This is a genomic window from Paenibacillus sp. IHBB 3054, assembly GCF_051594305.1.
In the GTDB taxonomy this organism is placed as follows: Bacteria; Bacillota; Bacilli; order Paenibacillales; family Paenibacillaceae; genus Paenibacillus_AQ.
Window position 1 is genome coordinate 123833 of sequence record NZ_JBOFBG010000017.1, and the last position, 21485, is coordinate 145317.

Genomic DNA, 21485 nt, shown 5'->3' on the forward strand with positions numbered 1-21485 from the left:
TAAGATTTAACCTTTAACCTTGCGCCGCAGCAGGCGGGCGGAAATGCCTCGGCGGTAGCGGTAAAGAAAGATCAGGGCTGCGATAGCCAGGATACCGGAGACGATCCATAGCGCATACAGCTCAAACAGGTGGAAGATGCCCATCCACTGCGGCCCGAACAATTTGCCAATGCCTAGAAAAGCCAACACCCAGAGCAGCGCTCCTCCATAGGCATACAGGGCAAACTTGCGGAAAGGCAAGGCGATAATACCGGCGAAATAGCCGGTGAAATGCCGGACACCGGGAATGAAGTAGCCGATCGAGATGAGAAAGCTGCCGTACCGCTCGAACCAGCGCTGCGTTTTCTCCAGCTTGGCCGGTGAAAAGAGAAACCATTTGCCGTAGCGCTGGATAAACGGCATCCCTGCCTTGAGCCCGACGAAATAAGTAATGGTCATCCCGCTTGTTGTTCCGGCAAAAGCCAGTACTACCAGTGTCGTGAAATCAAGCTTGCCGGTATAGGAAAGGAAGCCTGCAAAAGCCATTGTTGTTTCCCCGGGAAAGGGCAGTGCAACAAATTCCAGCAGCAATCCGAAGAAGAGCACACTGTATCCGTAATTGGCGAACAATTCCTGTATCCATCTCAACATTTCCATAATATTGTCACTCTCCAAGGGCTGCATGCCTAATTCTATTTTGAAGCTTGTCTTCATACAATCTACCAAATGGTTCTGGAAGTGAATAGAATGCTGGAGGTAGAGAAGATGAAAGGTAGCAAAAGTACACAGATCCGCCGGATCCTTATCCGCGGGCTGCTTGCTATGGCAATTATATTATTGGTAAAGCCTAATTGGGAAACTGGACAGTCTTCGGCATCGTCGAAAATGAATCCTCTGCAGGCCGGAAAAATTGAGCCTGCACTCTCTAAGAATAATCTGCCGGCTGCTCAGACGCAAGATTTGCCTGCCCCGGCCGTGAATTCAGGCGGCTCTGCCTCACCTGCACCGGTTGTCTCCACAGCAATAACATCGACCCAAAATCTCCAGAATCCAGAAGATTCGGCAGCTATATCAGCGTTAGTCAAATCCAAGGATGCACCCGCAGCAGCTGTGGTGGCCGCTGCCCCAAAGAAAGCACAGAAGACAGTCTATCTTACGTTTGACGACGGGCCCAGCAAAGTCACTGCCAAGGTGCTGGAAATACTGCGCCAGCAGGAGGTGAAGGCGACCTTCTTCGTGCTGGGAGAGCAGGCCCGGAGCCGCCCCGAGCTGATTAATGCGATTTGGGAGCAGGGGCATGTCATCGGCAATCATACCTATAATCATAATTATCATGATTTATATAGCGGATTCACAGAATTTTGGATGCAAATTAAGCAAACGGAAGAGGTTGTCAGAGAGATTACCGGGGTCCGTCCGCAGCTTGTCCGTGCGCCGGGAGGCACCTTCGGCCATTTCGATGCAACCTATTTCGACCTCCTGAAGCAAGCGGGCTACTCGGTAATGGACTGGACAGTGGACAGCGGAGATTCCAGACGCAGAGGTGTGCCGGCGTCGGAAATTCTGCAGGAATCTGTGGCGGACATGTCTTCCTCCCAAGTCATCCTGCTGCTGCATGACGGTGCGGGACATGAAGAGAGCGCCAAAGCATTGCCGAAGATTATTGAGCGTTATAAGGCTGCCGGATATAACTTTGGTCTGCTGGATGCAAGCCAGCAGCCTGTACACTTCAGAGTATCTGCAACTATGGCAGGCGCCAACCGCCCGAAACCTCCACAGGACTGGATTCATTCTAACATTGTGCCGAATGCCGGATTATTTGCCCCCGGCAAGCCGCTGGTCCTGGAGGTGGGCAGGCTGGAGACCAAACTGGACCCGGGAGAATACAGAATCAGCCAAGGGCAATACATGGTTCCCCTGCGGGCGGTCATTGAACGGCTGGGCGGGCGGGTTAGCTGGGATACCGCCAGCCGCAGCGGACGGATCACCTGGAACGGGCGGAACCTGACAGTGGATGCATTACAGAGGCAGCTAAAACTGGCTTTGCCTGACGGAAGTTTGGAAACAAGAGGGGCAGAGGTGCAAATGATCGGTTCCTCTCTCTGGATATCCCTGCGGGAATTACTCACAACAGCGGGGCATCCGCCGCAGGAGGCCCGCGCGACGGCAGAGGAGCGCAGGGTTAGAACAACTTAGGCAGCCCTTCGGCATGCCGTCCAAGAACAGGACCAAAGTAACCTCCAAGGGTTTGGGCACTCTTTTTCGTGGGAAGAATAGACAGTAATAGGCTCCCGAAAGTACTTCCTCGTTGATCGCAGCAGCAGGGCGGAGCTAGTCTATGGCCGAAGGAAGGGTGTCACCTTGTCCTCTTCATCATTAATAGAGCAAGAAAAAAATATGCAGCAGCAGAAGTCTGATTCTCCGGGTGACATGATCCGGCCTGTCCCGCGAAACCGCAGTGTTTTAGGCGAATGGCTTCGGATGCTGGCTATAACGGCAGTCATCGGTGCTTTATATGCATGGCGTGGAGGTGCGTCTCTGCTGTTCCTCTTGTCGGCAGCTGGAATTCTTATGTTCGGCGGACTCCTGCTGCAGCTCTGCGGTCCACGGAAAATGGTGATTGTCCGCCGTATATCCCCTTTGCGTCCGGCAGCCGGAGATACGTTGACTGTAGAAGTGCAGCTTAGCTTCTCTTCACGGATTCCACTCCCGTGGATGATCATTGCCGATACCTGGGGCGGACGGCGGCATCAGGAATTGCTGTTTCCCGGGTTCCGGCGCAAATTCACCTATTCTTATGAGCTGCAGGAAGTCCCCCGGGGAACTCATCGGCTTCAGAGCTGCAGCATAAGCTGGGGAGATCTGCCGGGGCTGTTCACAGGCGGAACCAAGCCGGAGTTCAAGGACAGCTTCAAAGTGCTTCCCAGACCGCTCTATGTAGGGGCAACTGTGCCGGGGAGCGGTCTGCTGGCCGGGGATATGATGCTCATGGGCAGGGGAAGAGACAGCGGCAGTGAAGCGGCAGATATCCGTGAGTATGCCCCGGGTGATCCGCTTAGCCGGATTGACTGGAAGAACAGCGCCCGCAAGGGAACGCTGCAGAGCAGGGTACCGGTGCGTGAACAGGGGCGGATGGCTTGTATCGTTCTTGCCAACAGCCCGGAGAATTATGAGATTCCCTACGGAGCACTCACTCCGCGCGGGCTGCGTGGCACAACCACTCCGGCATTCGAAAAAGCTGTATCTGCAGCAATGGGCCTGATGCTTGCAGCGGAGCGCTCCGGCACATATGTGCAGCTGTTCAGCGGCGGCTGGCCGGAAGGCATGGCCAGACATGAGGGACTCGGCAAAATTCCTGCCAGAGTGCAGGATATGCTTACAGAAATTGCTCCCGACGGTACCCGAAGCCTGAGCGACCTGCTGGAAGATGCTTCACGGAGCTGGATTCCGGGGATGACGGTAACGGTGATCACAGGAAGGCTGGAGGAGGAATCCGCGCGGACGCTTGCCCGGTTCTTGGTACAGGGCGTGAAGGTGGAGATTTATTTTGTGTGGGACCAGCCTGCTCCGGTAAATCAGCAGCAATCAACGGGGATGAAGGAAGGGCTGCGGGATTGCACACAGCGTAATACCGGGACGGTAGGGGGCAGTCTGGAGCGGCTTGGAGCGCGGATCTACTGTCTGGAGAATTCCTCTCTGTCATACGGGTACAAGGGGGCGGAATTCCATGAATCTCCGGGGAAACGGACAGAACGGTAGATATCGGGGGACTGCCGGAATGTCGGCTGATTCTTCCAGCGCTTGGAAGGACGAGGGGCCGTTCGGCGAACCGGCAGTGACGGTTAAACCACAGGCGGTGGATGGGCAAGCTGAGAACAGTTATACCGATAACAGGGAGGACATCCCCCTGCATTATCGTTTGCTGTTCTCTTTGGCTATTATGGGAATGTTCATGGCATGGCTGCTTCCGCTGCACAGATCCACAACATTGCCCTCTACTGCGGAATTGCTCGAAATCCTGATGTTCTCTGCTGCGGCACTGCTGCTATGGGGCTGCTTTCGGCTCCCGGGCCTGCTGCAGCTCAGTATCCGGTCTATTCTGATTGCTCTGACTTGGCTATACACCTGTGCCAGCAGTGAAGGAATAGCGCAATTTGGCCCTTATGTCGCAGGAATTCCTGAGGACGCTGTCCTGTTGTTCACGGGACAGATTTCGAAGCTAAGTGAAAACAGCCGGCTGTTGATTCTGGTATTGGGCTGGGGTTTGCTGGTTTCTTCCGTGCAGCAGCTGGCGCTGTACAGAGGAAGCACGGCTCTTTTCGCAGCTGTGACTGTATGTTATCTTCTGATGCTGGATATTGGATTTGGGGTAAAGACAACCGGCGAAGTGCTGGTCACTGCGGGACTGATTCTGTGGATGCAGGGCATGAGCGGGCTGCTGCGCCTGAAGGAGCGAACCGGCCGGGTCAGTCTTCCCTATGCCCGCTGGGGAGGTTATGCTCTCGCAGGGGCAATGCTGCTGACGGCGGCATCCTGGATAGGCGGCCAGCTGTATGGAACGCGGCCGGCTGTACCTATTACTCTGAAGCCGGTATTTAATCAATTACAGGAATGGGCGAGTGGACAAGTTCAGCGGCAGACGGAGGATGAAATCCGGCTTGAGGCAGGAACTACAGGTTACGGTTCGGGCAAAGGTGAGCTTGGGGCACCGCTATCCCCCAGTACGAAAGCCGTATTTACGGTCACATCCAGCCGCCCGGCTTACTGGAGAGGAGAAAGCTCAGCTTATTATGATGGCCGCCGCTGGATCAGGGAAGGAACGGCATACCTCCCGTTTAGTTTAACGAGCTTGCCTGCCGAGGACTTGCCGGTATTCGCCAATGACGAAGGCCGGACATTGGTACAGCAAATCCAGTTTGGCGTGCCAATGTCCGGCAATCTGCCGCTGTTCAGCGCCGGAACCGTGGTGAACGTGGAAGAGGTGAGGCTGGCGGACGGCAGCCGTCTCGGCTATGTGCTGGCGAACCGGGAGAAGAACAGCTTCCGCCTGCCTGAGACGGCAAGCTCTGCGAAGATTGCCGGGTATACAGTGAGCTCTCTGCTGCCGGAGAGTGATCCGGCTGTGCTTCGCGCTCTTGGCAGTGAGGATCCAGAGTCCATTGCCGATAGTTATTTGCAGCTTCCCGCGGCAATGCCGAAGCGGACCGCCGCCTTGGCACAGCGGCTCACAGCTTCTGCCGCAAGCCGCTATGATGCCGTTGCCGCTGTACGCGATTATTTGCAGAGCGGCTACTCTTATAGCCTGCAGACGAGGATTCCGCCAGCCGGCGCCGACTTCGCCGATGATTTCATCTTCACGACGAAGCAGGGCTACTGCGTGCATTTCGCCACGGCGATGACGGTGCTGCTGCGGAGTAGCGGCATTCCGGCCCGTTATGTCCAGGGCTATGGACCGGGGACACCGGAGGCCGGTTCCCTGCCGCAGCGTTATGCCGTTACCCAAGGCGATGCCCATGCCTGGGTGGAGGTCTATTTCCCCGGCGCCGGCTGGATCCCGTTTGATCCCACCCCCGGCGCTGCCCTCGCCGCCGCAGGTCCGGCGGCGGCCCCCGCTGCGGCTGCATCTGCGCCGCAGGGAACCCCCGCGTCCGCAGCTGCCGGCGCGGACATCCTGCCCGCCCTGCCGCTGGCGGGCGGGAACCCCGCGCCGCTTGCTGCTGCAGCGGCGATTGTGCTCGCCGCCGCCTGGCGCTGGCGGCGCAGCCTGGCTCTGCTGCCGGCGGCGCGCCGCGCCGGCAGCGTGAGCCGCGAGCGGCAGCTGCGCGCAGCCGCTCTGGCCTGGCACGGGCTGGCGGCGCGGTACGGCCCGCCGCTGCCCGGTGTGACGGCCAGGGAGTACGCAGCCTCCCTGAATATAGAGGACGCGGGGCTGCGCGCCGCCGTCCGGGTGTTCGTCCGCCAGTGGGAAACCCTGGCGTACAGCGGCACGGCACAGGCGCAGCGTGCCACGCCGCACCCCGGCCCGGCGCAGCCGCCGCCGCCGGATGCAGCCGCTGCGGAGGCCGCAGGCTTTATCAGCCGCTGCTTGCTCATCATTTTCCGCCTGACCTGAGGCTTTCTGGCGGGCACCGGCTGGTCAATAAATCCTTATAGGCCGCATGGAAGCGGATACCTTGACCAAAAGATGCCATAAGTCTTTTCCGCTCTCCTCAGATCGTTCAAGCGGCCGGATGAACTGCGCCAAAAGCATAAGAGATGCGTGTCCTCCTTTCCTTGACGATGAGATTTATCCATGAGTATAATGAATCCAATAATCAAGGGAGGCACGTAATGAACAAGCCAAATGAAATGATCGTCGTTCTCGATTTCGGGGGACAGTATAACCAACTTATCGCGCGCAGAATTCGGGACCTGGGGGTATACAGCGAGCTTCTGCCGTACAATACGCCAATTGAGAAGATCAAAGCACTTTCGCCGAAGGGGATCGTATTCTCCGGAGGACCAAGCAGTGTGTATGCCGAGGACGCACCGCAGCTGGATCCGGCTATTTATGATTTGGGACTGCCAATTTTCGGCATCTGCTACGGCATGCAGCTCATGGCTCAGCAGCTCGGCGGCAAGGTGGAACGTGCAGCCAAACGTGAATACGGTAAAGCTGATGTCGATTTCGAAGTGGGTGCTGTGCTTGCAACAGGCCTAGAGAGCAAACAGATGGTATGGATGAGCCACGGAGACCATGTAGTGGAGCTTCCGTCCGGATTTAAGCTGGATGCCGGTACGGAGAGTGCGCCGATTGCCGCAATGAGCCATGCTGCCCGCAAATTCTTCGCGGTGCAGTTCCATCCGGAGGTTCGCCATTCCGTGAGCGGGAATGAGATGATTTCGAACTTCCTGTACGAGATCTGCGGCTGCGAGGGCAAATGGACGATGGAATCGTTCATTGACGATGCCATCAAGGATATCCGTGCCAAAGTCGGGGACAAGAAGGTGCTTTGCGCACTCAGCGGCGGTGTGGATTCCTCCGTTGTGGCCATGCTGATTCACCGGGCCATCGGCGATCAATTGACCTGTATGTTTATCGACCACGGCCTGCTGCGCAAAGGCGAAGCAGAGAGTGTAATGGAGACTTTTGTTGGCAAATTCGATATTCACGTCGTGAAGATTGATGCCCGCGAGCGTTTCCTGGGCAAGCTGGCCGGTGTATCCGATCCCGAACAAAAACGTAAAATCATCGGCAACGAGTTTATCTATTGCTTTGACGAAGAATCGGCCAAGCTGGGTGACTTCGCATTCCTCGCCCAAGGTACACTGTATACGGATATTGTGGAGAGCGGAACAGCAACAGCACAGACTATCAAATCGCATCACAATGTCGGCGGATTGCCGGAAGACATGAAGTTCAGCCTGATCGAGCCTTTGAACACGCTGTTCAAGGATGAGGTCCGCAAACTGGGAGAAGAGCTGGGCATGCCGCGTGCCATCGTCTGGCGCCAGCCATTCCCGGGTCCTGGACTTGCTATCCGCGTATTGGGCGAAGTGACCGAAGAGAAGCTGACGATTGTCCGCGACTCTGATTACATCCTGCGCGAGGAAATCATCAAGGCCGGTTTGGACCAGGAAATTTGGCAGTATTTCACTGCACTTCCTAACATGAAGAGTGTCGGGGTTATGGGAGACGAGCGCACTTATTCCTACACCGTGGGCATCCGTGCAGTAACTTCCATCGACGGTATGACCGCTGACTGGGCGCGTATTCCGTGGGATATTCTTGAGAAAATCTCCGTACGTATTGTCAACGAAGTGGATAACGTGAACCGCATCGTTTATGATATTACCTCGAAACCGCCTGCAACGATTGAATGGGAATAGATAGAAAGAGCGTGAAAGTCTTTATTTATAAGGCTTTCACGCTCTGTTCTTGTCTATCAGCAACCATTTTGCAACCTATCCAAATTTATTTACCTTTCTTTAGCACGTATTCTTGCCAAACAAAGCTACCGTCATCTCGTTTTATCCTCTTAAAACTTGAGTATTTGCCTGAAGCAGTATCATACTTCAGAACAGGTATTGTCTTGCTCACACGAGTATCACCGTCGATATAGAAGTGGCTTTGCTTGTCCCAAAAAACGTTATGATAATCCGCGTTGCCACTAATTTCAGATGTTGATACATGCCCTGCAATAATATCTTTAAAAAATTTGCCTGTTGTATGAGGGTATTTGCTGCAGAAATAATAATATTCTGATCCCCACTTCCAAAGTTCTTCTGCTTCTTCATCAATGCCTGCATGAACAAATATTTGCGTGTCTGTTTCATAATAAAAGGGCAAGTCTTTAAGCCAATTTATAAGAGCAGTATCATTAAACAAACTGGCCTTCGATTCTATATCCTCTAGTAACATAAACTCATGATTTCCTGCTAAAACAATTACCTGACCTTTATGCTTTTCTTGCATTTCTTTGATGAAATATAGAATTGATAAATCTTGCGAATGAATATCGATGTAGTCACCCAATAAAATCAACTGATTATTTTCGCTCAAATCAACTAAACTAAGCATTTCTTTGAACAAAGCCAATTCTTCATGTATATCGCTCATAGCGTAGATATTTGCCATATGGATTCCCCTGTATCATCGTTTAATAAATTGATTGGAGATCAAAGTCCGCTTTGCTTTCTCGCTTTTCCCGACCGTTATAAGATTACTTAGCTTGTCCGCTACTGTTCGATTGGGATATGTTGAGGAAACGCAAAGCGAAATTTGGAATGAAGTTAGCTTTGATTTCACCTTCATAAATGCTTTCTAAATGCATTCGTAACTTTCTTTCATCTGAGTCTGTAAAATCGAATTCTCCCCAAAATGAAGAGGGGTTACAACTTGCTTTCTGTACTCTTCGTGCGTCAGATAGGCTTGTTGGCAACTTTAAATGATGTCGCGTTATTAGCTCATAAAATGACAGAGGGTTTGTTATAATTCTCATGCGTAATCCTCCTTAAAAATATTAATTCCGTTTTCTTCCATATAATTAGCTTTTAAGGCTAATTTTACTGCGAAAGCTCTATGAATTCTGTTTGCTCCAAAGTATCCTTTGAAAAAAATTTGTAACTCGGTAATTTTTTCTAAAACCGAGTTTTCTAAATTCAAAATAGTAGAAAATTCTTTGTCTTCACTTATTTCATTTTCAACTTTTAACTTGCATGTTTTTACATGCAACCAATCAATTTTATTTATATCATGTTTGAAAATATTCTTTATTGCATTTCCTGTAATATATCCATAAGTTATAGATGCACCTTCATTTTGGAAATGATTTTCTTTTTTCTTTTTTAAAATAATTTGGCTAAGACTTGACAGAGACATTTGTACTCGCATTTTGCACCTCCTAACGTTAATGCATCAATTTAATTTGATTTACCCAAACAATGTGTTTGCCCAAACGAATTGTATCTCTTAATTAGGAGTACGTCAAATTGAACTTAAAACTTGAGATAAGGGAAGGAGCAAGGGATTTTGGAACTGGAGGAGCGGTAGTGTCCGCCTTTGTCTCCGGGTTTCCACCGCTAATAGCGGTTAAGATCAAGAAATCCGAAGACAACAGCGGCCGGAAGCCCAAATATTCACCGTAGTTGCGACTGCTCCTGTACTATAAAACCATAAGTTCAATCTATATAGGTGGTAAAATGATAGCATGCAATTGCACGCAGACATTAACGATTGAATGGAGAATGGAGGCGGGAAAATGAATCAGATCCAGGGCGAACAGCTGGCGGCAGTCTATTTCACAGCTTGGCTGGAGCAGGATGAGGCTGCATTTCTTAGCGTTTTACATAAGGATGCCAGAATAGAAGAATGCGATGGGGCAGAATACTCCGGCATTCTCGAATGTCAGGAGTGGTTTCGCGGCTGGCATGAGCCAGGGAATAAGGTTCTGCAATGGGATATCCTTGAATCCTTTTTTGATGCCAAGGAGCAAACCGTAAGCAATGTCTGGCACTTTACTTGTCTTTATGATGGCACAACCAGCACGTTTGACGGATGCTCCATCATCTCCTGCAGTGATGAAGGTATTACAAGACTGCGGGAATTCGCAATGAAAACAGAGAAATACCGCCCGTATCCTATGAGTGAGGTTCCAGATTAACCATTCCTGCAGATTTTGTCATGAAAATGTTTGATTTACGAACAATTATAAAAATATAACGCGTATTGTTCGTATTTGCCATTGACAACTTATGTGATGTACACCTAAAATGATAAAGCGTTGAGCAACATAAATATTCGTATAATTTCGGGAATCGGCCCGAAAGTCTCTACAAGGTCACCGTAATGACCTGGCTACGATTAAGAAGAGCGAGTTCCCGGAATCTTTGGCCTTTGCGCTGAAGACAGGCAGGTGAATCCTCTTTTTTCGGGCCGGTGTCTACCAAGATACCGGCTTTTCTGTTGCGCGCGAGATACTCACATAGACCTTAGGGGGAGAACAATTTGAATCGCTTTTTCAAGTTGAAAGAAAACGGCACCACAGTACGCACAGAGATTATGGCCGGTCTGACCACATTCATGGCAATGGCTTACATTCTTTCGGTTAATCCCAGCACTTTGACGGCTTTTGGCCGGATTGACATGGGCTGGTATTCCGTGTTTCTGGCTACAGCGCTGGCAGCTGGTATTTTTACAATTGCCATGGGACTTTTCATTAATTTCCCGGTAGCTCTGGCGCCTGGTATGGGCCTTAATGCATATTTCGCATCCGTGGTTTTATCCTCGGCTACAACTGAACATGAATTCACCTGGCAGATGGGTCTGACTGCCGTATTCATTTCCGGTATCATCTTCATCCTGCTGACGGTAACGAGGGTGCGGCAAATATTGCTCACAGCAATCCCTGACAATCTGAAGCATGCCATTACCGTTGGGATCGGGATGTTTATTACCATTATCGGCTTGAAGAACAGCGGTCTTATGACTATCGGCGTTGAAGCCGGCAGCGACATTGCTGCTAACAAGTTCACTGATGTGTTGTCCTTCGAAACCGTTATTCATATGGGCAGCCTTGAAAATACCAATGTTCAGCTGGTCATCATCGGCTTGCTGCTGATTTCCATTCTGATGGTGCTGCAAGTCCGCGGCGCGATTTTGTTCGGAATTCTGGGAACTACCGTTGTCGCCATCCTCATGGGTGCAGTTGATTTCAGCTCGCTGAACAATCCACAGACGCCTTGGGTTCCTGATTTCACACAGCTGAATTTCTGGGAATTTGACTGGGAAGGCATTATGCACACCGGTATTGTTTCCGCAATTGCCACCTTTACGTTCGTAGAATTGTTTGATACCTTTGGCACGCTTGTCGGTACTGCTGAACGTGCGGGAATTATGAAGGACAAGGAAGATGGCAAGAGACGTGTCGGCAATGCGATGTTTGTTGATGCGGTTGCTGTTGCCGGCGGTGCGATGCTGGGTACTTCCACCACTACCGCTTATGTAGAAAGTGCTGCCGGGGTTGCTGAAGGCGGCCGGACAGGTCTGACTGCCGTAACAACTGGTGTTTGCTTCCTGCTTGCTTTGTTCCTTGCTCCGGTGGTTGCGCTAATTCCTGGGTCCGCTACGGCAGCGGCATTGATTGTGGTCGGTGTGCTTATGGCGCAATCGATTCGCGAGATCGACTTTCAGGATATGGTTTATGCTATTCCAGCGTTCCTGACTTTCGTCATCATGCCGTTCACTTACAACATTGCCAACGGCATTTCGTTCGGGATTGTTACCTATGTAATCCTGGCTTGTGTAGCCAATCTGGCAGGCAAGAAGAAATACGATATCCACTGGATGATGTGGGTGCTCGCCGTTCTCATTGTGCTGCGCTACGTGTTGATCGGCAGCCAAGGCTAAGTCTACCTCTAATACAAACCCGAATATTACGGCTCCTTCAGTGATGAAGGGGCCGTTTTGCTGTAACATAACAAGAATCAAAGCATCCGTATCTTGCGGTTTCGGCCAGGGACAATGACCGGTCCCGGTCTTTTCTTCAACCGGCATTTAGATTATATTGTTGAAGAGGTGATTAATGTTGTCCGGCATTGTTAATAGAGCGTACAGCTCCTGGAAGAACAACCCTTGGCCATTGCTGATCTTCCTGCTGGGGGCCATCGTGCGGGTGATATACATAGGGAGTATCCCTCCGGGACTTAACCAGGATGAAGCATCCATAGGCTATGATGCTTATGCCATCCTGCATTATGGGATAGACCGCAACGGCGTTCATCTGCCCATTCATCTCATTTCCTGGGGCAGCGGGCAAAATGCACTTTATGCCTATTTATCGCTGCCTTTTCTCCTGCTGTTCGGGCTGACACCACTGTCTGTGCGGGCGGTAAGTATCGTGATGGGGCTGCTGGGCATGCTATTTTTCTATTTAATTATGAGGCAGCTGTTCCCATCGAAAGTTGCCGGTCTTGCCGCCATGTTCTTTATCGCGATTAATCCTTGGCATATTATGATGTCGAGATGGGCGCTGGAGTCCAACCTGCTGCCTACCCTGGTATGTATTGCGGTATATTTTGGACTGAAATCCTTCCGCAGCGCCAAATGGACTTACGGTTTTACAATCCTGCTGGCCCTGTCGCTTTATGCATACGGAACAGCTTACTTTTTTGTACCTTTATTTGCCTTAGGCACCGCACTTCTTCTATTGTATAGTAGAGCGCTAAAATTACGGACATTATTGTGGAACAGCGCACTATTAATCCTGCTGGCCCTTCCCATATTTTTATTTGTAGTTATCAACCGCTATGAACAGCCGGGGATAGCGACTCCATTCTTTTCTATTCCCAAATTAACTATGCCGCGTGTAGAAGAGGTCTCTTCCGTATTCAGCGGACAGCTGCTGCAGACCGCTGCAGACAATTTTAGTGCTTTTGGCAAAATACTACTCAGTGGAAGCGACGGCCTGCCGTGGAATTCAATCTCACCGTATGGCTATGCTTACCCGATCGCTTTGCCTTTTGCTATAGCTGGCCTTCTTGTGATGATTCATACGCTGCGGACACGCTGCCGCAAGGGTATCCCGCATGCGGTTGTGCTGCTGTGGCTCTCCCTTGCCATACTCATGGCCTTTATCACGAGTGTGAATATCAACCGGATCAACATTATCTTTTATCCGTTGATCCTGCTGGTTGCAGCAGGGTTTACATGGCTATACCAAAAATTAAAAATTGCAGGTATCCTGTCTGCTCTTGCTTTCACCATTTTGTTCGGGTCATTCACGAATGCATATTTCCGTGAATTCCCCGGGCGTATCGGTCCGGCGTTTTATGATTCGCTGGGTGAGGCGATACAATATGCATCTGAACACAGTACAGAAGACGTCTACATTACGGATGAAATCAATATGCCTTATATCTTTGTGCTGTTTTACGAAAGAATCAATCCGCATGATTTTCTGGAATCTGTTGTCTATGCCAATCCGGGAGCGGCGTTTCAGCAGGTATCTGCCTTTGGCAGATACAGGTTCGGCGAACCGGACGTTGTGACTGGGAATTCGGCATATCTCTTCAGGAACGGAACCCCCCTCCCTGAAGCCGTGGCAGGAGAGGGGACGGTCAAGCATTTTGCCAATTATAGTGTTCTTCTTGTTAAAGAGTATGCAGACGGGGGAACGCCCCTGGACACAACAGCGGATAAGGAGTTTTCAAACGGTGGTTTTGAAGAGGGGGCTGCAGGCTGGAGCTTTTCAGAGGGAACGGGGGTTGCCAGCAATAACCCGGGTGCCGGAACTTATCTTGCCTATCTTGATGCCGGTGGTGACAAAAGTGTCGTGCAGGCTTTTACAGCACCAACAGAGCCGGGGGAATACAAGCTGTCAGCCATGGTCAGTGCCGGCGGCGAGGGTGGAAAGATCAGATTGCGGGTGAACGGTATCGTGCAGGCTGAAGCAGAGCTGACCAAGGGAGACGAATACCATCAGATTACACTGCCGCCTGTTGCTCTAAATCAGGGAGATCGGGCAGAGATTTTTATAACCGGCGGGAACAGCTGGATTAACATTGACGAGGTGAGGTTGGAACGATGATCAAAAATACACGCGCGGCTGCTATCATTGTTTTGATGCTGTTATTGTTTCTGCTTCCGGTAACAAGCATCTATGCAGAAGGAAACTTATTGCAGAATCCAGGCTTTGAAGATGGGGAGGAGGGTGCACCCTCCAGCTGGACCAAGGATGCATGGATATCCGGAGACGGCTCCGGCGTATTGTCGGTCCAGTCCGAGGAGGTTCATTCCGGCAGTAAAGCCGCAGTCATTGAGAATCTTGAACCGAATCATCTGAAATGGGTGCAGAATATAAGCGTTGCTCCAGACAGCTATTACAAGATCTCAGGGTTTGTCAAAATCGCCAGCGCCGCAGGCCAGGGGCTGGGGGCTAATATATTCCCGGTCGGCATCGGCAGCGGGTATCCCGCTACAACCGATACTGCCGGAGACTGGCAGTATCTTGAGTTTATTGGTCAGACCGGGAAAGAGCAGACTGAACTTGGTATAGGTGCAGCCCTTGGCGGATACGCCAATTTGATTCAGGGCAAAGCTTATTTCGATGATTTGGCTGTAGAACAGCTGGATGCTGCCCCCGAGGGAGCTGGCGTCATTTCACTGGATAGCGGCGCCGCCGCCCAGGGAGGTGACAATCCGGCAGAGGAAACTCCGCATAAGGTATCACCGGCCAAGCTGCTGCTGATCTCGGCGTTATTCAGTGTGTTTTTCGCTTTTCTATATAATAGAGCCTTCAGGAGCGACAGACTGCTGAAGCAGCCGGATGTGATTTATACAAGATGGCTTTATCTCATCGTTGGAGCTGCTTTAATCCTGCGGGTCTGGATTGGCCTGACTGCGCAGGGCTATCAGAATGACATGAATACCTTTATAGCCTGGGGCCAGCGCATGGTGGATTTGGGTCCGGGCAAGTTCTATGTGGAGGGGTATTTTGCAGACTATCCTCCAGGGTATTTATATATATTGTACCTTTTGGCCTCGATCCGCGGTTTATTCGGCTTGGCGCATGGCTCAGGCGGGGAAACGCTGCTCTTTAAACTGCCGGCGATCCTTTCCGATCTGGTGCTGGGGTATTTGATTTACAAAGGCGGCCGCAAAAAGCTCGGATCAGGCATGGCAATCGGCTTAACGCTGCTCTTCCTGTTTAATCCGGCGGTGCTGATGGATTCTGCTGCCTGGGGACAGGCAGATTCGTTCTTTTTAGTGTTCTTGCTGCTTAGCATTGCCGGGGCCTCCGATAAAGCCTTTGTGCGTGCAGCGATATTTTTTGCCTTGGCCACGCTGATCAAACCGCAGGCACTTATCTTCACACCAGTCCTGCTGTTTGCCTTCTATCATCACCGGGCCTGGAAGCAGCTTACGGTGGGCGCTCTTTACGGACTTGGGATCTTTGCCTTGCTGGCGGCACCATTCTTCTGGAATAACGGCGGGTTAGGCGCGCTTATTGATCTGTATAAGAGCACGCTGTCTTCCTATCCGTATTCTACGGTTAATGCGTTTAATCTCTATGCACTGACTGACCCGATGTGGTCCCCGCTCGATTTTACATGGCTTGGGATTACGTACCGGGTCTGGGGTTATGTCTGCATCCTGGCAGCAGTAGCCGTGGCGGCGTATTATTCCTTTAAGCGGGACCGCAAGGAGCTGTCCAAATCTTTCTTCATCGGCATGGTGCTGATTGTCATTATGTTTGTACTCGGAACCAAAATGCATGAGCGTTACATGTATCCGGTTCTGATTCTCTCGCTGTTCGCTTATATTGAAAGCCGGGACCGCCGTTTTCTGACACTGTTTCTCGGATTTTCGCTGACGCAATACATTAATGTAGGCTACACGCTTGCCCATCTGAACGCCGGAAATAATCCGCCTTCGGACGGAATTGTTCTGGTTACGTCGATTGCCAATCTCGCTTTGTTGCTATATATGCTGTACATTGGGTATTCGTTGTATATCCGTAACGAAACGAAGCTGCTTCCGCTGCCTTCTGCCCCGGCAGAGAAGTATGAAGCTGATATGAAACTCGCCGAGGAGCTTCGTCCGCTTCCGCAGCCGGGTAAGAGATCCAGGTTCAGACTGCAGCGTAAAGACTGGATTTGGATGCTGGCCATTACTGCTGTCTACGCAGCCCTGGCTCTTTACCACCTGGGCTCTTCAAAAGCTCCCGAAACCTTATGGGAACCAGCCGCCAGCGGCGAAAGTTTTTATGCCGATCTGGGCCAGAGCCGCCAGTTGGAGCGTGTCAACGTATTTGGAGGTGTCGGGACCGGTAAATTCAAACTGGAATTCAGCCAGACGCCGGATGCCTGGAGCAGTCCGCTCGATGTGAATGAGGAAGTCGGCAATGTATTCATCTGGAAAAGCCAGCCGCTGAACGTTGCGGCAAGATACGTGAAACTTACGGTGACTTCACCGGGCTTTACCTTAAATGAAATGGCCTTCTACGAGCAGGGGGGCGGAAAAACTCCGCTTCCGGTTACAAGTGTCACCCCGGATGCCGGTGCAGCGCCAAAAAGAGGCGTCCCCTCCAACCTGTTTGACGAACAGTCAATCATACCGGAAAATACCGGTTTCATGAACAGCACCTATTTTGATGAGATTTACCATGCACGGACAGCTTATGAATACACGCATGGCATCGTCCCTTATGAGAATACCCACCCGCCGCTCGGCAAGCTTCTGATTGCTATCGGCATGGAGGTATTCGGTGTTAATCCGTTCGGCTGGCGGATTATCGGTACTTTGTTCGGAATCGCCATGCTGCCGCTAATCTATATCATGGCGCTGCGCTTGTTCAAAAAGAGCATATACGCCGCCCTCGCCGCGGGACTGTTCGCACTGGATTTCATGCATTTTACGCAGACGCGGATTTCTACAATTGATGTATACGGCGTATTCTTCATCATGTTAATGTTCTATTTCATGCAGCGGTATTTCACGATGAATTTCTACCGTGTTCCGCTGCGTAAGACACTTATCCCGCTGTTCTGGTCCGGATTGTTCTTCGGCATCGGCGTCGCCTCCAAATGGATTGTGCTCTATGGAGGAGCCGGGCTGGCCATTATGCTGGCGCTCGCCTTATTTGAACGCTATAGGGAACATAAGGCCGCTGGGCGTGTGCTGGCAGAAGGCAAGTTAAGTGACCAGGAGCTTAAGGACGCCTGCCGGACGGCAGATAGTTCCTTCTGGAAGAACACAATCGTTACGCTGGCCAGCTGTGTTGTATTCTTTGTAGTTATTCCTGCCGTTATCTATAGCTTGTCCTTTATCCCTGCGCTGTCCGTAACAGCCGACGGGTTTACTGTAAAAGGCTTGATCGATGCGCAAAAGAATATGTATAACTACCACAGCCAGCTTGTCGCCACGCATCCGTTTGCTTCCTCCTGGTGGGAATGGCCGTTTATGAAACGGCCGGTATGGTTCTTCAGCGGCGGCGAAGGATTGCCGGAAGGCAAGGTAAGCAGCATAGTCACCATAGGCAATCCGCTAATCTGGTGGACCGGGATCTTCGCGATGCTGGCTACGGTATGGCTTACCGTAAAACGGAAAGACAAAAGCATGTACATGATCTGGATCGGCTTTTTCTCGCAGTATGTCCCTTGGATGCTTGTACCGCGTGAGACGTTCCTATACCATTATTTTGCGATGGTACCGTTCATGATTCTTGCTATTGTATATATCATGAAGCTGCTGGACAGCAAATATCGGGAAGCCAGGTACATCCGGTATGCATACGTAGCTGTCGCAGCGCTGCTTTTTGTACTGTTCTATCCGGTGTTGTCGGGAATGGTGGTTGACAAAGAATATGTGACGGATGTACTGCGCTGGTTCCCTTCCTGGGTATTCTAGGAGGGGAGCACGTAATGCTACAAAACTTTTAGGAGGAACAAAGGTGAAAGCCAGATACAGTGTAATTGTCCCCATGTACAATGAGGAAGAAGTTATTCAATATACGTATGAGCGGCTTAAGAAAGTCATGGACGAATGCGGTGATACCTATGAACTGATCTTCGTCAATGACGGGAGCCGGGATCGCACAGCTGAGATCATGAGTGGAATCAGCAGCAGCGACGAGCATGTTAAGCTGATTGACTTCTCCCGTAACTTCGGTCATCAGGTCGCGATTACGGCCGGAATGGACTATGCGCAAGGCCAAGCTGTTGTGGTGATTGACGCGGATCTTCAAGATCCGCCCGAGGTCATTTTGCAGATGATTGCCAAGTGGAAAGAGGGCTATGAGGTAGTTTACGCCAAACGGCTGAAACGGCATGGGGAGACTATTTTCAAGAAAGTGACCGCCAAGCTCTTTTACCGTCTGCTCAGCAGCATGACCAGTGTGGAGATTCCCACCGATACAGGCGACTTCCGGCTCATCGACCGTAAAGTATGCGATGTGCTGCGCGGTCTCAAAGAGAAAAACCGCTATGTCAGAGGTTTGGTGAGCTGGGTCGGCTTCCGGCAGACGATGGTGGAATATGTGCGGGAGGAACGTTTTGCAGGTGAAACCAAATACCCGCTGAAGAAAATGATCCGGTTTGCGGTTGACGGCATCACCTCATTTTCACATAAGCCGCTGAAAATAGCCTCATATGTAGGCTTCTTTCTCTCCTTCTCCAGCTTTGTGTATCTGTTCTTTGTATTGTTCCAGAGAATCTTTTTCACCTCATGGACGGTTCCGGGCTGGGCTTCCATCGTCGGCGTCAATTTGTTGTTTAACGGCATCGTGCTGATGCTGCTTGGCGTAATAGGTGAATATATTGGACGGATATATGATGAATCCAAGGATAGACCGCTGTATATCGTGCGTGAGACCAAGGGTTACCGGGGCGGGGAGCATGAGGAGCGGCAAGAGGACAATGATTATGGCAGATAGGAAGCTGAATGCGGGATTTATCCAGTTTTTAAAATTTAATGCTGTAGGCTTACTGAATACGCTGATTGATTTCGCCGTATTTACCTTGCTGCATTCTCTAGGTATGATGAACACCCCGGCACAGATTATTTCTTATAGCGCAGGGACAGCGAACAGTTTCTTTTGGAACAAGAAGGTGACCTTTAAGGATAAGAGTCAGGCTAGCAAGGACAGTTTTGACCGTATGCAATTAGTCCGATTCATCATACTGAACCTGGTTGTACTGGGGATATCAGTGCTGCTGATGCATCTGCTAACGGACAAATTTGGAGTTCAGGTGCTGATTTCCAAAGTGCTGGTTACGTTCGTCACCGTCATCATCAATTTCTTTGGCAGCCGTAAATGGGTATTTTAAGTCAGATGTTGGGCCGTGGAGTTTCTTTATCTTAAAGATCGGGGGGATTTGATGCGTAAGTTTTCCTATTTGATCATAATTGCAGGAGTTCTAGTCATGCTGTATCCAAAAGCGAGCGAATGGTATGACGACCGGCAGCAAGAGAAGCTGCTGAAGGAGGCTGAACAGGCTTATAGTGAGCTGGCCCCTTCGTCAGAGCCCGATCTGAAAAAACAGTACGCCGAGGTCACTGCACTGCTGGCAGAAGAATCAGCTGGGGATGAACCAGCACAGGCTGCCGAACCGGCAGAGCAGGAAATAGAGGTCGGCGGCAAAGTGACCGGAATCATCACAATCGACAAAATCGATTTGAAATTGCCCATATTGGAAGGGGCGACCAAAGCCAACATGAAGCATGCCGCAGCCCATATGAAGGAAACCGCTCCAATCGGTGAAATAGGCAATGCTGCCATAGCTGCACACAGGTCTAGGACTGCAGGGAGATTATTCAACAGACTGAACGAAGTAAAGGTCGGAGATACCATTTCCGTCAAGACAAGCGATCAGGAGTATAAATACGAGGTTTATGATATCTCGATTGTTGAGCCTACGGATGTGTCTGTACTGAACGGGAATAAACAAGATAAGATCCTTACCCTCATTACATGTGATCCTTTGGTAAATCCGACCCATCGATTGATTATCCACGCGAAAATTATAAAAATTTAAATGAATTAAGTAGAAATCTAGTGATTTAGGTCTTGTAACTAGGCATTAATATGATACTATATAACTATAAAAGCTAAACACGATAACGGCAAACCTATCGAAAGGTAGGGACGCAAAGCTAAAGGGCCTTCCCTGTAAGGATGGCAGCCAGCTACCGAATGAAGAGGCTTTTTTTGTTTGTTCTTAAGATGAATCTAGTATATTCCAATAGTAGTAGGAACAGATAAAGCTTAAACGATAACGGCAAACCTATCGAAAGGTAGGGACGCAAAGCTAAAGGGCCTTCCCGGGTACGGATGGCAGCCAGCTACCGAAAGGGGTTTTATCCATGAAGAAGTTCTATTATATGTTCTTGACCTTGTTCGTCCTGGTTACTTCTGTTCAAGTAAGCACAGCTAACGCATCCAGCGTAGAGTCAGGCTGGTTAAATACATCGCAATTGAGCCAAGGGGTTGTCCAAGTTTCCTATGATGTTCCCAAGGACAAACGTATCAAGCTCATGATTACCAAAGACAATAAGAGCTACTCTTATAATTTATATGCCTCCAAATCTACAGAAACGTTTCCACTGCAGCAGGGGAATGGCGCTTATAAAGTGTCAGTCTTAGAGAACACCAGCGGCAACAAATACAAAGTGCTTTCTTCCGAAACCGTAGATCTGAGCATGAGCAACACCAACGCCGTATATTTGAGTTCCGTACAGAATGTGAAATGGAATTCTTCCGATAAAGCAGTACTGAAAGCTAAGCAGCTCACGCAAGGGCTGACCACTGATGAAGCAAAGGTACAAGCTATCTATAATTACATCGTGGCGAATGTAAAGTACGACTACACCTTAGCAGCTAATGTTACGCAGGATTATATCCCGAACAACGATAACACACTCGCTAGTAAGAAAGGGATTTGCTACGATTATGCATCTTTGTTCGCCACCATGCTCCGCAGTGAAGGAATTCCGACGAAGCTGGTAATGGGCAATACGAGTTATGTATCTGTATACCATGCCTGGAATGAAGTATTGCTTAACGGCAAATGGGTAACGATCGATACGACAGTGGACGCCGGATTGGGTAAGAACAAAGAAACAAGCTTCATCAAAGCGTCGAGCAAATATACAGCAGCTAAGATCTACTAATCCTGTAGAATGATGATTACCCTAAGATAACCCGCTTAATATTTAAGCCGGTTATCTTTTTTTGTTTAAGGGGTTGCTTTTTTATATTGATGTGGGGTATTATAGGTAAGCGTTGTTAGAGCGCACCCAAGTAAATAAGGAATGGCTGAAAAGTTGTTTCAAAAAAAAGCTTGCGTTTCTAAATCAAACGTGATATATTATAAGAGTTGCTGGTGACGAGATAATCGACACTGACAACGAGCTTGATCTTTGAAAACTGAACAACGAGTGAGTATGGAAATCACGCAAGTGAGATCCAAAATTAGAGAATGTAAATTCTCGTCAGATGTTTCAAATTGAGCAATCGCTCTTTCTAAAT

Annotated in this window: 17 protein-coding genes and 3 riboswitches; of the genes, 13 read left to right on the plus strand and 4 right to left on the minus strand. The window is 50.1% G+C overall.

The genetic code is table 11. The features are described 5' to 3' along the window. Positions 1-6 precede the first annotated feature (6 nt). Positions 7-636, minus strand: coding sequence for a DedA family protein (locus ACQ76X_RS19120; RefSeq protein WP_438495459.1), 630 nt, complete (start codon positions 634-636; stop codon positions 7-9). Positions 637-744: 108 nt separating this feature from the next. Between ACQ76X_RS19120 and ACQ76X_RS19125 the strand changes: the two genes are divergently transcribed. The 4 genes from ACQ76X_RS19125 to guaA all read left to right on the plus strand — a co-directional run bounded on the left by ACQ76X_RS19125 (position 745) and on the right by guaA (position 7848). Then, positions 745-2175, plus strand: coding sequence for a polysaccharide deacetylase family protein (locus tag ACQ76X_RS19125; protein WP_438495460.1), 1431 nt, complete (start codon positions 745-747; stop codon positions 2173-2175). A gap of 165 nt (positions 2176-2340) precedes the next feature. Next, positions 2341-3738, plus strand: a complete 1398-nt coding sequence (locus ACQ76X_RS19130) for a DUF58 domain-containing protein (protein ID WP_438495461.1) — start codon at positions 2341-2343, stop codon at positions 3736-3738. Next, positions 3707-6091 (plus strand): DUF4129 domain-containing transglutaminase family protein, encoded by a 2385-nt coding sequence (locus tag ACQ76X_RS19135; RefSeq protein WP_438495462.1) that lies wholly within the window; start codon positions 3707-3709, stop codon positions 6089-6091. The genes ACQ76X_RS19130 and ACQ76X_RS19135 overlap by 32 nt, the downstream gene beginning before the upstream one ends. Before the next feature lie 218 nt (positions 6092-6309). After that, positions 6310-7848, plus strand: coding sequence for a glutamine-hydrolyzing GMP synthase (guaA, locus tag ACQ76X_RS19140; protein ID WP_438495463.1), 1539 nt, complete (start codon positions 6310-6312; stop codon positions 7846-7848). A gap of 85 nt (positions 7849-7933) precedes the next feature. Here guaA and ACQ76X_RS19145 read toward each other — a convergent pair whose 3' ends face one another. The 3 genes from ACQ76X_RS19145 to ACQ76X_RS19155 form a co-directional block, all read right to left on the minus strand. Beyond that, positions 7934-8596 carry a metallophosphoesterase gene (locus ACQ76X_RS19145; RefSeq protein WP_438495464.1) on the minus strand — a complete coding sequence of 221 codons (663 nt, stop codon included), beginning with the start codon at positions 8594-8596 and terminating at the stop codon, positions 7934-7936. Positions 8597-8681: 85 nt separating this feature from the next. Then, the gene (locus ACQ76X_RS19150; RefSeq protein ID WP_438495465.1) at positions 8682-8960 is read right to left on the minus strand and encodes a hypothetical protein; all 279 of its coding nucleotides are present in this window, start codon (positions 8958-8960) and stop codon (positions 8682-8684) included. Next, positions 8957-9352, minus strand: a complete 396-nt coding sequence (locus tag ACQ76X_RS19155; RefSeq protein WP_438495466.1) for a hypothetical protein — start codon at positions 9350-9352, stop codon at positions 8957-8959. Before ACQ76X_RS19155 ends, ACQ76X_RS19150 begins: the two co-directional genes overlap by 4 nt. Before the next feature lie 98 nt (positions 9353-9450). Between ACQ76X_RS19155 and ACQ76X_RS19160 the strand changes: the two genes are divergently transcribed. The 9 genes from ACQ76X_RS19160 (at position 9451) to ACQ76X_RS19200 (ending at position 21127) form a co-directional block, all read left to right on the plus strand. Further along, positions 9451-9606, plus strand: coding sequence for a hypothetical protein (locus ACQ76X_RS19160; RefSeq protein WP_438495467.1), 156 nt, complete (start codon positions 9451-9453; stop codon positions 9604-9606). Positions 9607-9719: 113 nt separating this feature from the next. Continuing rightward, positions 9720-10121, plus strand: a complete 402-nt coding sequence (locus tag ACQ76X_RS19165; protein ID WP_438495468.1) for a nuclear transport factor 2 family protein — start codon at positions 9720-9722, stop codon at positions 10119-10121. A 117-nt stretch (positions 10122-10238) separates the two neighbouring features. Continuing rightward, a riboswitch (purine riboswitch) is annotated at positions 10239-10338 on the plus strand. Positions 10339-10465: 127 nt separating this feature from the next. After that, positions 10466-11866: an NCS2 family permease gene (locus ACQ76X_RS19170; RefSeq protein ID WP_342438263.1), complete on the plus strand. Its 1401-nt coding sequence runs from the start codon at positions 10466-10468 to the stop codon at positions 11864-11866. A gap of 175 nt (positions 11867-12041) precedes the next feature. After that, entirely contained in the window at positions 12042-14045 is a 2004-nt protein-coding gene (locus tag ACQ76X_RS19175; RefSeq protein ID WP_438495469.1) for a glycosyltransferase family 39 protein, read from the plus strand. Then, complete coding sequence (locus ACQ76X_RS19180; RefSeq protein WP_438495470.1) at positions 14042-17866, plus strand: phospholipid carrier-dependent glycosyltransferase; 3825 nt, start codon at positions 14042-14044, stop codon at positions 17864-17866. Before ACQ76X_RS19175 ends, ACQ76X_RS19180 begins: the two co-directional genes overlap by 4 nt. Before the next feature lie 43 nt (positions 17867-17909). Then, on the plus strand, positions 17910-18890 hold the full coding sequence (locus ACQ76X_RS19185) for a glycosyltransferase family 2 protein (RefSeq protein WP_038585635.1): 981 nt from the start codon (positions 17910-17912) through the stop codon (positions 18888-18890). Beyond that, on the plus strand, positions 18880-19284 hold the full coding sequence (locus tag ACQ76X_RS19190; protein WP_038585638.1) for a GtrA family protein: 405 nt from the start codon (positions 18880-18882) through the stop codon (positions 19282-19284). The genes ACQ76X_RS19185 and ACQ76X_RS19190 overlap by 11 nt, the downstream gene beginning before the upstream one ends. A 96-nt stretch (positions 19285-19380) precedes the next feature. After that, positions 19381-19992: a class D sortase gene (locus ACQ76X_RS19195; protein ID WP_438495471.1), complete on the plus strand. Its 612-nt coding sequence runs from the start codon at positions 19381-19383 to the stop codon at positions 19990-19992. Positions 19993-20069: 77 nt separating this feature from the next. Continuing rightward, positions 20070-20151: riboswitch (cyclic di-GMP riboswitch) on the plus strand. A 73-nt stretch (positions 20152-20224) separates the two neighbouring features. Next, a riboswitch (cyclic di-GMP riboswitch) is annotated at positions 20225-20307 on the plus strand. A gap of 13 nt (positions 20308-20320) precedes the next feature. Next, positions 20321-21127: a transglutaminase-like domain-containing protein gene (locus tag ACQ76X_RS19200; protein WP_438495472.1), complete on the plus strand. Its 807-nt coding sequence runs from the start codon at positions 20321-20323 to the stop codon at positions 21125-21127. The last annotated feature ends 358 nt before the right edge of the window (positions 21128-21485 follow it).